This is a genomic window from Ruegeria arenilitoris (genome assembly GCF_013031355.1).
Lineage (GTDB): Bacteria > Pseudomonadota > Alphaproteobacteria > Rhodobacterales > Rhodobacteraceae > Ruegeria > Ruegeria arenilitoris_C.
Genome location: NZ_WPZO01000008.1, coordinates 83,228 through 95,881, shown reverse-complemented (window position 1 = coordinate 95,881; position 12,654 = coordinate 83,228). Strand labels below are relative to the sequence as shown.

General features: G+C 52.7%; 12 protein-coding genes. All 12 read right to left on the bottom strand.

The genetic code is table 11. The annotated features are described in order from the left end of the window. Positions 1-984 (bottom strand): carbohydrate kinase family protein, encoded by a 984-nt coding sequence (locus GOX63_RS17455; protein WP_170546584.1) that lies wholly within the window; start codon positions 982-984, stop codon positions 1-3. Between the two features lie 60 nt (positions 985-1,044). Next, positions 1,045-2,112 (bottom strand): substrate-binding domain-containing protein, encoded by a 1,068-nt coding sequence (locus tag GOX63_RS17450; RefSeq protein WP_170546581.1) that lies wholly within the window; start codon positions 2,110-2,112, stop codon positions 1,045-1,047. A gap of 83 nt (positions 2,113-2,195) precedes the next feature. Then, positions 2,196-3,356: a sugar ABC transporter permease gene (locus tag GOX63_RS17445; protein WP_217356212.1), complete on the bottom strand. Its 1,161-nt coding sequence runs from the start codon at positions 3,354-3,356 to the stop codon at positions 2,196-2,198. A 12-nt stretch (positions 3,357-3,368) separates the two neighbouring features. Next, entirely contained in the window at positions 3,369-4,901 is a 1,533-nt protein-coding gene (locus tag GOX63_RS17440) for a sugar ABC transporter ATP-binding protein (protein ID WP_170546579.1), read from the bottom strand. A gap of 168 nt (positions 4,902-5,069) precedes the next feature. Beyond that, a complete protein-coding gene (locus tag GOX63_RS17435; protein ID WP_217356211.1) occupies positions 5,070-6,119 on the bottom strand; it encodes a sugar ABC transporter substrate-binding protein in 1,050 nt (349 codons plus the stop codon). A 711-nt stretch (positions 6,120-6,830) separates the two neighbouring features. Further along, positions 6,831-7,205: an HGGxSTG domain-containing protein gene (locus GOX63_RS24020; protein WP_302478377.1), complete on the bottom strand. Its 375-nt coding sequence runs from the start codon at positions 7,203-7,205 to the stop codon at positions 6,831-6,833. Between the two features lie 162 nt (positions 7,206-7,367). Further along, a complete protein-coding gene (locus tag GOX63_RS17430; RefSeq protein WP_170546576.1) occupies positions 7,368-8,114 on the bottom strand; it encodes a hypothetical protein in 747 nt (248 codons plus the stop codon). Between the two features lie 125 nt (positions 8,115-8,239). After that, positions 8,240-8,449, bottom strand: a complete 210-nt coding sequence (locus tag GOX63_RS17425) for a helix-turn-helix transcriptional regulator (RefSeq protein WP_170546573.1) — start codon at positions 8,447-8,449, stop codon at positions 8,240-8,242. A 99-nt stretch (positions 8,450-8,548) separates the two neighbouring features. Further along, positions 8,549-9,199: a hypothetical protein gene (locus tag GOX63_RS17420; RefSeq protein ID WP_170546571.1), complete on the bottom strand. Its 651-nt coding sequence runs from the start codon at positions 9,197-9,199 to the stop codon at positions 8,549-8,551. Next, positions 9,196-10,383: a tyrosine-type recombinase/integrase gene (locus tag GOX63_RS17415; RefSeq protein WP_170546569.1), complete on the bottom strand. Its 1,188-nt coding sequence runs from the start codon at positions 10,381-10,383 to the stop codon at positions 9,196-9,198. The genes GOX63_RS17420 and GOX63_RS17415 overlap by 4 nt, the downstream gene beginning before the upstream one ends. 119 nt (positions 10,384-10,502) lie before the next feature. Next, positions 10,503-12,104 carry a recombinase family protein gene (locus tag GOX63_RS17410; protein ID WP_170546566.1) on the bottom strand — a complete coding sequence of 534 codons (1,602 nt, stop codon included), beginning with the start codon at positions 12,102-12,104 and terminating at the stop codon, positions 10,503-10,505. Positions 12,105-12,257: 153 nt separating this feature from the next. Next, entirely contained in the window at positions 12,258-12,560 is a 303-nt protein-coding gene (locus GOX63_RS17405) for a hypothetical protein (RefSeq protein WP_170327943.1), read from the bottom strand. Positions 12,561-12,654: the final 94 nt, after the last annotated feature.

Genomic DNA, 12,654 nt, shown 5'->3' with positions numbered 1-12,654 from the left:
TCAATCGCCGTAGGTTTCGGCAATCTGACGTTCGGTTTCTTCCAGTGATCCGTAGACATCCAGCTCGCTGCTCGAGCAGCGCTGTGCTCCTGCACAGTTTCCGAACTGGCAGGCTGTGACGAAATCGCCAGTCTTGAGGTAGCCAAAAGCCAAACCACCAGCAAAGCTGTCACCGCAGCCCGTGGTATCGACCACATCCTCGACAAGCACTCGCTTGACCAGATGTTCCCGCATCCGGCCGGTTGCATCCTTGTGGTAGACGGCGCAGCCGTGTTGATCCAGCGTGACGTAGAGCGCCTTGACGCCAAGATCCAGGCAGTGCTGGGCGAACTTGGGCAACTGGTCCATCGTGAGTTCGCTTATTTCCTGCAACTCGTCAGAACCGTATTCTCCCTTGAACCAACTGCATTGCGCCTCTTCCAAATTCATCTTCAGAAGGTCGATATGCGGAAGCCAGCGATCTCTATCGATCCAGAATTTATGATACCGTTCGCCATGTGCTGAACACCCGCTGGTGGGACCATGCGCATCAAATACAACCAGACCATCGCTGTTGGCCTTGATGTATCGGATCGTTTCCAACGGAACCTCGAAATCCGTGATCGGAACGAAAACGAAAGCCTCGCAATCCATCAGGTCTTCGATGTCGTCGGGCAGGATCGGGTTCATGAAACCCGTCTGCTTTTCGTTGCGATGGTTCTGATCGACGTAAACCAGATCGATCACCGCGCCCTGATCGGCGTCGCCTGTGACATGGCTGACATCCAGATACGGAAACTCAGACAGCAAGGTGCGAATATTGTCGACGTCCGACCTGCGCACATGGCTGACAACGTTGATCCGCGAACCCGGACCGGCCAGCGAGGACATACAGACCGCTGTATAGACCGCGCAGCCAAATTTATTGAATTTCTCACCCTGATAGCTGGTGATATTGTCCCTTGGGATCGGGCCAAGGACTGCGACATTGATCTTGTCAGACATTTCGATCCCTTGCTTTTATTTGCTGTTTTGCCGGCGGGCGTATGCGTGATTATAGCAGCTTCAGTTCTGATAGATCTGTTCGCTGGTATAGAACCCGCCATCGATCACCGTGCTGTCGATCGTATCTTTTGACACTGCAAAAACAGGGGTGATAACCGTCGGGATTTCCGCGAAACCATTGTCGATCAGCGTATGCTCACCGATCAATTCGCTGATTTCGGCATCCGGAGACTGCGCTATTTTCACGGCAATATCCGCCGCCTCATAGGCCAGAGGTTTGATTTGCTTCCAGATTTCCAGCGCCTGTATGTCATTGGCGACCATTTGGACATTCTTCAGATCAGCATCTGACCCGGCAACAAAGACCTGATCAGCCGATGCCAGATCCTCATCCGACAATGCTGCCAGAACCCCAAAGGCAAGCCCGCTGTTGTTGGCGATGAACGCATCGATGTCGTTGTCATATTCGACCAGTAGGTTCTCGGCAGTGTCTCTGGCCATATCAGGAGACCAGTCTACATGGCTGCGATCCGCAACAAGCTCGAGCCCAGGATGATCGGCAATCACTTTCAGCACACCGCTGCTGAGCGCTTCGGCATTGGCATCACCAGGCTGACCGCGGATCAGGGCGACCCGGCCTTTGACCTCACCGCGGGTATCATTCAGCCAGTCCACCATCGCTTCGGCCTGAAGCTGCCCGACGGCCCAACTGTCCTGCATAACCATGACGTCAAGCGGCCCGTCCTGCAGCATCGAGTCGTACCCGACGACTTTGACGCCTTGATCGTGGGCCAAATCAACAAGGGCACCAGCGGTTGCGGTGTTGACGGGTTGCAGGACCAGAACGTCCACCCCCGATTCCAGCATTTCCTCAACCTGCTGCAACTGACGCAATGGATCATTGCCGCTGCTATCAAAGATCACATCTGCACCTTGGGATTCCGCGCGTGCAATGAACAGGGATTTGTCAGTCTGGTATCTGGCTTCCTGCATGGTCTTGAGCAGGAACCCGATTGTAGCGTTGTCCTGCGCTGCCGCGATCATTGGCAGCGATGCGGATAGAAGGCCGGCCAAACCCAAAGCTCTGAGGCCGTCTGTGCGTAAGGTTGCTAAAATGGACTGGACCATCGCTTACCTCCCAACTGTCATTCAAGTTTTCGGGGATTTTGGCTTTGCCCCCGGTGCGTGTGACCGGGGGCAGGCCAGCAACATTATTTCTTCTGCATCACATCGAACCAGACGGCGAGGATGATGATCAGGCCCTTGATGATCAACTGATAGAAGGTCACCACACCAAGCAGGCTCATGCCGTTGTTCAGGACGCCGATCAGCAGAGCCCCGATGATGGTTCCGCTCACCTTGCCCGAGCCACCCGCCAAGCTGGTGCCGCCGATAACAACGGCCGCGATCGCGTCAAGTTCGAACATGGTTCCAAGGTTGGGTGAGGCACCGTTCAGACGTGAGGCCAGGATGATACCAGCCAGCGCCGACAGGACCGAAATGACCGTATAGACAATCATCTTAGTGCGGACGACGTTGATGCCGGACAGCCGAGCCGCATCCTCGTTTCCGCCAAGCGCATAGAGGCGGCGACCAAAGCGGGTGCTGTTCAGCGTATAGATCCCGGCAAACGCAATGACTGCAAAGATCGCAACAGGAACGGGGATCCCTTTGTAGCTGGTGAACACGTGGAAGGCCAAAGCAAACCCGCCGATCATTACGGCTCCGTTGACCAACAGTTCCTGCATATTCACTTCGACGCCATGCGCCTTGCTTTGCTGAACATCCCGGAAGATCGAATAAACAGCAAGCGCGGCACACACGATCAGCACGACACTGGACATCATCGGCGGGATATAAGCCCCACCAATCAATGGGAACACATTACTCGTTACCGGGACAGAACTGCCGTTGGTCAGGGTTAGTGCCAGACCACGTGCGATGGTCAGCATTCCAAGGGTTATGATGAATGGTGGTATGTTGAACTTGGCTATCCAGAACCCGTTCCACAGACCTATTCCGACACCGACGATCAAAAGGGTTGCAGGCACCGCCAATATTGTTGGCACGCCCCATTGCATCATGAGCGTACAGACGACCGCTGATAACCCGACGACAGAGCCAACGGATAGGTCAATACCCGCAATCAGAATGACCATGGTCATGCCAACTGCAATGATCCCGATGATGGTAACCTGACGGGACAGGTTGCTTAGGTTCCGCGCGGTAAAAAACGCGTCGTCGGCAAAGCTGAGCCCGACGACAAGCACGATCAACGCAATCAGTGTCGCGTTATCCTTGATGAAGTTTATCAGGTGGTTTTCCTTGGCGCCATTGACGCCAACACCTGCAACGTTGCTGTCAGCACTCATTTGCTTCCTCCCTTATGCGCTGCCGGTGGCATACGCCATGATTGCTTCTTTCTTCGCGTCGTCCCGCTCAAAGTTCGACACGATCTCGCCTTCGCACATCACCAGAATCCGATCGCACATGCCCAAAACCTCGGGCAGTTCGGAAGAAATCATGATGACGGTGACACCCTGCTGGACCAGTTCGTTCAGCAGCTTGTAAATCTCGACCTTGGCGCCGATATCGATCCCGCGCGTAGGTTCATCCAGAATGAACACATCTGGGCGTGAGTTCAGCCACTTACCCAGAATGACCTTCTGCTGGTTGCCGCCGCTGAGCGTACCGATCACCGTGTCGATCGACGGTGTTTTGACCCCAAGCTGATCGACATATTCCTTGACGATCTTTCGTTCCTGCTGGGTGTTGATAATGCCCAGAACCTTTGAGCTGATTGTCTCAAGCGAAGAAATCGTCGTGTTGAAGGAAATGGATTTGTCCAGAAACAACCCCAGCGCCTTTCGGTCTTCGGTCAACAGCGCGATACCGGCATCGATTGCATCTTTTGGAGATTTGATATCCAGCTTTTGCCCGTTCAGCTTCACCTCACCGGTGGTCTGGTCCGGATAGGCACCGAATACGCCACCGACCAACTCGGTTCGACCCGCGCCCATAAGTCCGGAAATGCCTAGAATCTCGCCCTTGCGCGCAACGAAACTGGCGTTTTTGACCAGATAGCTGCCGGGAAGGTCGGGGTTTGTCACGGACAGATTGTCGACCTCCAAAGTCACTTCACCCGGTGTGAATTCGACCTTGGGGAACATATCCTTGATGTCGCGCCCGACCATTCGGGCGATGATCTGATCAAGGGTGATATCCGCGATAGGCGTGACTTCACCGATGGTCTGACCATCGCGCAGAACCGCGATCCGGTCAGCGATCTGCTCGATCTCTTCCATCTTGTGCGAGATGTAGCACATGCAGACACCGTCGGCTTTCAACTTGCGGATGATACGGAAGAGATCCTTGACCTCTTTATCCGTCAGCGCTGACGTCGGTTCGTCCAGCACCAGTATCTCAGCCTTGAGCGACAGGGCTTTGGCAATCTCAACCATCTGCTGTTTGCCCACAGTGATATTTTGCACCAGATCTGTCGGGCGAATGTCGTTGATACCCAGTTCAGTCAGCAGCTTTTGTGTTTCAGCAAAGGTTTGGTTCCAGTTGATCCTGCCCTTGGCGTCGGTGAACTGGCGATCCAGAAAGATGTTTTCCGCAACCGACAATCCGGGGATCAGGTTAAGTTCCTGATAGATGATGCCAATGCCGGCCGCCTCGGCCTCTTTTGTATTCGCGAACCGGACTTTTTCGCCGCGCAAATAGATATCGCCTTCGTAGGTTGGATATGGCCACACGCCGCTGAGCACTTTCATCAACGTGGATTTGCCCGCCCCGTTTTCTCCCATCAACGCCAATAGTTCGCCCGAGCGGGCTTCGAAATTGACATTGTTCAGGGCGCGAACTCCGGGAAAATCCTTGATGATACCCTGCATTTTCAGGACGACTTCAGACATGCTTTTTCCCATCACATTCAGAAAGGTGTTTCGGACATTCCCCACCCTGACCGGCAGTTTTGCCGCAAGGGGTTTAAGGAAGGAGGGCACCATGAAGCCGCGCGCGGGGAGTACACGCATAGGAAGCCAAATGGCGAAACGCCCTCCTTCAGGAAACAGTCCCGAGGATCAGTTCCCGTAGACTTCTTCCTTGGAGTAGAATCCGCCAGCGATGATCGTGTCATCGATGTTGTCCTGCGTCACAAGCGTGATTGGGGTCACGATTGTCGGCACGTCGGCGAAGCCGTTATTGATAACCTTGTCCACCTCGACCAGATCAGCGGGCGCGGTTTCCGGCGCTTTAGCCAAAGCCACTGCAACTTCTGCCGCGGTTTCAGCCAAGGGATCGATCTGTTTCCAGATTTCAACGGCTTGCTTGCCTTGCGCGACGTATTGGATGTTGGCCAGGTCGGCATCAGATCCGGCTACAAACACTTTGTCTGATGAAGCCAGCCCCTGTGCTTCCAATGCCGCGATAACACCACGGGCCATGCCGCTGTTGTTGGCGATAAATGCGTCGATGCCGTTGCTGTTTGAAGTAAGCGTGTTTTCCGCAGTCGCCATTGCCTTCTCGGATGACCAACCTTCATGCGCCTGATTGGTCACCAGTTCCAACCCCGGGTTCGCTTCGACAATCTCCAACACACCGCTGCTCATGGCAATCGCGTTGGAGTCGCCGGGTTGACCTTGAATCAAGGCGATCTTGCCGGACACCTCTCCGTTCTTGTCCTGCAGCCATTCGACCATGGCTTCGCCTTGCAGGCGGCCCACGGCCCAGCTGTCTTGCATCACCATCGCATCCAGCGGCCCGTCCACGAGCATCGAGTCATATCCGACGACGCGCACACCTTCGCTGTTTGCCATGCTGACCATGCTTCCGGCGGTACCGGTGTTCACAGGCTGCAACACGATGACGTCTGCGCCCTTGGCAAGCATGTTTTCAAACTTAGCCAGCTGAGTCAGCTCGTCATTGTTCGCTGAATCAAAGATAACTTCGGCGCCCAGTTCCTCTGCTTTCGCAGTAAACGCGGCGCGGTCACGTTTGTAGCGCTCTTCCTGCATGGTTTTCAGCAGAAAGCCAATTTTGACATCGCCTGCATACGCTGTCCCGGCAGTCAGTGCGACAGCGGCGACAGAAAGCAAGGCGGCTCTACGGGTAATGGTCTGCATCAGGGACATATTTCCTCCAGTGTATGTTCCTTGGCTGCCGGGCCAATTGGGCCGACAACGCGAAATGCTTCGCAAATTGTGCTGGGTGCCGGCTAACCGGTGAGAACAAGCGTCAATCTCAAAGCGATAACGCTAACATAGCGGTGAAGATTGAGAGGAGAATTTGTATATTTAGAAAGCATAAATATTCACAGCGCAGTTGGGATCCCTGCGCCCAAAGGGATTTTACATATTTAACAACACCATAATAGGTTGCCACTCACTAATCGAAAACACTGAAGTCTCTTGGTCAGGCCGCGACAGAGTTGTACCGTAATCGCGAAGCGGGTTGTAAAGCCGCGAAATCGGCAATCAAACATCCTGATGAGATCGCCAGGCCGACACCGTCTGGTGTTTTCTCTGTTGGCGTGCTCAAGCGGACCAATAGGTCAATTCATGCAACCGCTGTCGAATGGCCGCTAACCAAGAATGCGAATGGCTATTTCGCGAGAGTAGCGAAGGTCTGCTTTCCGCCCGAAATTGATGAATGCTGCGTAGCGAACCATTGTCCAGTTTGGGCTCGACTCGGTCATCCGAGCGTTTTGCTCAGATGACGGCTATCCGTTTCTGTCACGAGCATAAACAAGCGTGCTCGGAATATGTTTGGTGCTTATAAATCTGCTACTACTGTTATCGGCGCATAGTGTCGGTGGACATTGCCATACAACTATAAACACTTGGTCAAGTATTGGATCTCTGTTTTGCCCATCTATTGCGTTGTGCTTCAGCGATCCGCGCTCGGCCGGAAGCAGACTTTGGGCCAGTTGACAAGCCACCATGGTACCGACATCTCCGTTTTCCTGGAGACACTGGGAGCTGACACTGCGAACCTTTGCGCGTTTTCGCGCCACAGCGTGCTCGGCGATGTGTTGGAAGCGGTTGACCCTCTTCGTCCAAGCCAATGTCCTGCAGATCTCGACACTGGCCACCAATACATTTGGAGCACGTCTTCTCTTTGCCTCGACCAGTAACGTTCCGAAAGGGGCAGATTCGATAGCTCGGTGCCGTACCCGAAGAGAACTCTTCCTGAAGTGATAGCAACACCTCGCGAAGCATTTGGTTCAAACTCAAAAACACCTCCAAATGTAAGCAATTCTAAGCATCCACCTAAGACCCCATGGACTTTCAAAGCGTCGTTAAACGCGGGCGGCATCAAATTGGACGAGCCGCCTAGGGGCCTGCTGGCAAAAGGAATAGGTCGATTGCACTATCTGCTGCCTAAGCGTGTCTTGGTGACCGGCTGGAAGCACCATGCAAAGTAGCTTTTCGTTCAGCCAAGTTCAGGAACACTCTATCAAAGTACTGCCAAGACATTATTGCTCCATCGCCTTTTCTGGCTATCACATCGTTTACGTTTGAAACGATTTGCTCATAGCTAAGTTCAAGCGCACACCACCGCTCTACCGTGCGTTTTGCCGCGTCGCTATCAAGTGCATCAGCGAGTGTATACGCACCCTTGTTCTGGACGAGATTTCTGAGAGCTGCGATCAGACGGTCAAATTCCAAGGTGAGTTCTTTTTTTTCAGCGTGACTCAGCAAATCCGCCACGCTGAGCGCGCTCGTAGCCTGATTAGACAGATCACAATGCAAATCGTTTGCTTGCTCCAAGATTGCTTTCGGTTTTGCTCTGTCGTTTCGGCAGGAGTTTGCGAACTTGCCATTTTCGGATTTCGCTTGGAAATGATTGATCGCATTTTCCGCGAGAGCGACCATTATTCCGTCATCGGTCGCTTTCACTTTTCCAGTCTTGATGAGCGACGATAGCAGACGCGCCAGCGACTTTTTAGATTTGCCAAGGCCGACACGATACGCAAGCCTTTCCTCGTCATGCTCCAATGAGTCCTGCGCCTCACAATTCTCGATAAGAAACGAGAATAGCAATCCGCGCTCTTCAAGCGTCAAATCCCGTATTGTTCGGCGCATATCTTGGATTGAAAGTTGGGCGAAAATCATTTGTCCAGCCATGGAGGCTCCATACAAGGTTGGCTGACCGTGTGCTCACGGGCGTCCACCGTGAGGATACTGGTCAGTTGATATTAGAAAAGCGGAGGAAGACATATAGCCGCTCGCAAGCGTTGCTGGCCGGTTTGTTACCGGTTGGCTTTGGCTTCAGCGATGACAGCAAGGATTTCGGAACGAGGCCACCGAGAAGATCCACCAAGTTTGATTGGCTTGGGGACCGACCCATCCGCGATACGGCGCCAGAAGCTCGGCACGCTGATTGCAAGCAGCTCTGCGGCTTCCGCCACCTTAAGCAATGGATCGATTTCGGTTTGAATTGAGTTGGCTTCAGCGTTCATGTGACTAGATGCCTCGTTTTGATGAGCGTTGAGTCATCTAGAGGCGATCTAAGATCATGCGGGGAGGGGAGAAAAAATTTCTCCCCCCAAACTCGGCTTTCAGGCTACGCCGATCAGAGCCTTTTCTTGAACGCTCAGTTTCGTGACTTTTCCTTTAAAAGTGGGAGTAAAATGCTCCGGAACGCGCCACGGGTTCCATTTCAAACTTCCTTGCGCAGAGACCCAGTCTAAAAGTTCCTCTAAGGCTTTGGCTTTCGAAAGGAACTCGTCGAACTTCTTCGGGTCATTTTCAAAGGTCTGAAACCTTGGACCGTCTGATCGATATGCGGCTTCAAGGTGGCAAGTATTGCGAAACCGGCTGAAGGCCTTTCTCACTTGTTCAGAGACCGAGCTTTCCAATCTGGCGCTTTGTTCCTCCAGCAATGGCCGTGTAATCAGCTTTACCGCTTTGCCCAAAGTTGGCGTTACGCCGTTGAGATAGAGTCGCGCGATCTCGCGCACCACCATTGCAGCGTATCTACGCTCGGACATGTTAGATCTTACGAACTTTCTTTCGATTATTGCGTCCAAAGGGTTCAATTCAATGCTACTGTTATCCGAGATTTCTGACATGTGCCGGTAGGCCTCCCAAATGGTGCTCTCTTTTTCGTCGTCTGGAGCGCCCATTCGAACCAAAACAAAGAGATCTGGGCGAGAGATCCATTTGCCGTTTCCGTTGTACAAGGGAAGATAACGACGATCCTGATTCATGCTGTGGCCAATTTTATGATTGTATCTGTATTGTCAGTGAGGTGGGACGCCCAGCGCTCCAGCAGCACACGACGTTGGTCGAGAAAGTCGGTTCGCCGATAGGCGCGTTCGACAGAACTGCCCACAACGTGACCAAGCATGGTTTCTGCAACTTCGTGACGCGCATTGGTTGCCTCTGCCAACCACACGCGGAGACTTGAACGAAATCCGTGCGGACGGGCGCTCATGCCACGACGCTCCATCAATCGCGACATCGTGGCGTCCGAGATCACCCCTTTCCGAATACTCGGAAACAGATAGCCGTCGCGAGCATGTCGCCGCGCGTCTCCAAGAACATGAAGCGCTTCATTCGAAAGCGGAACACGGAACTCAGCGGTAGCGCCCTCGCGCCCTTTCATCTGTTCCGCCGGAATAGTCCAAAGATCACCATCGATCTGCTCTTCCCTCAAATACCGTATTGGCCGTGACCGTACCCCGGTCAAAATTAGAAGTTTCAAAGCAAGGTGGGTGACCGTACCTTCGTCCAAGCTATTGTAGAACTCAGGCACTTCACTCCAGGCCAGCGACGGAATGTTGGTCGTGGACTTACGCGGTTTGCCAAGCAATGCACGCGCCTTCTTGGGAGCCTGCAAATCAACATCAATGCCCAGCGCTGCTGCATGCTCCAAACAAATAGATGTCCGCGTCAGCGCCTTTCGAGCCGTCTCGGCTTTCTCATGCCAGATAGGCGCGAGGCAATCCCGGAGATCGATCTGAGTAATTTCAGCAACGGGTACATGACCAAGTTTGGGTATGACGTGTAACTCCAACGGGCTAAACCAACGCCCCGCTTTTCCGCCACCCCGCAGCTCAGACTTCCGCGCTTCAAACGCATCCCGAGCGACGTCTCTAAAGAGATGCAAGTTGCGCTGGGCTTCTACACGTCGTTTCTGCCGCTCTCTGATCGGATCTCGGCCTTCCCGCAGTTCGCGTCGGGCTGCGTCAGCTGTTTCCCGCGCCTCTGCCAAGCCAACATCCGGCCACCGCCCGAGACCCATTTCCCGCCGCTTACCGAAAACCGTCAGTCTAAGAACCCACTTACCGCTTTTTGAATCTGCCTTCACAAGCCAGAGCCCAGCGCCATCGCAGTGCTTTCCAGCACCTAGCGCAATAACGCCACGCGCGCTCAATTTGTTTTTCGCCATATAACTCTCTACCGGTCCACCCATTGGTCCACCCCTAGGTATGGTATGTGCTGCCGTTAGTCGAGATTAATTGAGATCGAATGAAGGAGGTAAGTTAAACATTTTCATATAGTTAATCTCTATCTGAGATTTTTTGAGACATCTACATATAGGGTTTCAATGCCCTCCAGCAGCACCACTTCGCATTTTTCTTTCGAAATCTCAGCTAACACCTTGAAAGGAAAGGTGAGAGTTGGAGTTCGATACCCCTCAATTCTGCTGTATCTAAGAGGTTCCGAAAACACCATTCTTAGCAACGCCTGACGCACTGCATAATCACTTTTTTTGTATAAAAGATAGGGGTTTGCGAGAAATTTGAGGGCGAGTTCGATACAGTCTTCCAGCCGTCCCGCAGGCGGCAGTGTTTTTTCCTGTTGCTCTTTGATTACTAATCTTTGGCGTTCAAGCTCATCGATCTTCTTTTCAAAGCGTTTCACAACAGTTGGGTTCGAGACATCCAGCATACGCTCCAAGAATTGCTCTATCTGTTTTTCAACCTTTCTCACCTCTTTCGTTAAGCAAGACTTTTTCACTTTTGCTTCAGCTAGGCGGATGTTCCAAGCGTCGCGCAGCATCACCTTTGCCACACTGAACAGACTTGACCCTGGCTGAAGTGATCGCAGGATCTCCGCAAAGCCGTCTTCGAACTTGGCACGAGGGACAGATTTACTCTTTGCCTCGCAGCCACGCGTGACACAGAAGTAGTAAGCATAGCGCTTGCGGCAGCCCGAAGACCAAGCTCCCGTCATTGCATTTCCGCAGCTGTCGCATACGACGTGGCCTCTGAGGGGGAAGTCTTCGTTGTAGTCTGCGCGAGCAGCTGGGCGACGCTTCTTGCCCTCAATGGTGTCAATAACACGCTGATACGTCTCAAATGAAATTAGGCCGTCGTGTTTCCCTTTGCGCAGAGAAATCCCCCACTTTGCACCCACCACGTATCCAGAATAAACAACCTGCTTCAGCAAACGGTTGACTGTTATTGGGCAAATGGTGCCATTTTTCATATCTTTTGGGAAATGCGGATCAGATTCTAGGAAACGTTGAACTTCCGCTTGAGAGGCAAAGCGGCCACTTGCGTACCCTTCGAGTGCCTCCCGAATGACCGAGGCGACTGGCTCCACTTTAACAAGCCTTTTGCCGCCCTTTCCTTTATCCTTTACGTATTTGTAGCCAAGGGGAGCGGTGAATACCCAATAGCCGTTTTCTAGGCGTGCCCGGCTTTTTTGGCTGTTTTGTCGAGCCATCTGCTCGCGTTCCATCTGACCAGAAGCTGCCATCACCACCTCAAAGAAGCGGCCTTCGGGTGTGTCTTGAAAATCAAAATTCAGACATTTGACATCCGCGCCACGGAAGGCGAGCTCTCTTCGGAGCTTCAAATGAAACTCAGTATCGCGTGCGAAGCGTTTCAAGTCGTCAAATATTACGACATAGCGCGGGCCCTTTTGCGCATCAAGGTACGCAAGCATGGCACGCATTCCCGGGCGATCCATGAAATCCCCGGCACCAGAAACGTCGTCGGGAAAAACCATCTCAACATCCCAGCCATACTGATTGGCATATTCCCGACAGCGATGTTCTTGGCTTTGCAGACCAGCACCGTCGACACGTTGCTTCACTGAAGAAACTCGGCAGTATATCAGCGCCTTTGGAAGGCTATTCAACGGATCAGATTGATTGCGCATAAAACCATCCTTTATTCTTGCCACCGATGCCAGAGTCCTAAGCACCAATGGTTCATCGTGACCTTCCATGGTTTGGAATGCCGGTAAGAAAAAGATCGTTGCTAACTGGCCATTCAGTAAGTCAGAGCCATTTCACGCCAGTGAGTTTGTGAACTACTTTCGAGCCATAGCTTTCTCTACGTTTGAGACTGTTTGATGACCAGCGCCTTCACAGGCATCTCCAGCCCGTCCAGCTTGCATGACAGGGTGGACTTCAAATCCCAGCTCCACGAAAGTCATGAGAATAGAGCATATTGCTTCGAGGAATTTTGTTTTTTGCTCGCGGCTCAATTGTGAATCGTCTAGCGCTGCCTGATAGCGTTGCACGTCGATTGGAATGCCTTGGTGAGCAAAAGGGTCCGGAGGGGATTGCTCTTCCCATCTTTCGCACAATTTGGTCACGTTGGGCGCTTTCAATTTCGTACCCTCCTATTGTCCACTTAGCGGAAAAAGGACCGCATCGACTAGCATAAGTGCTTTGATACCATGATTTTAAGTATTTGTTTTTTAA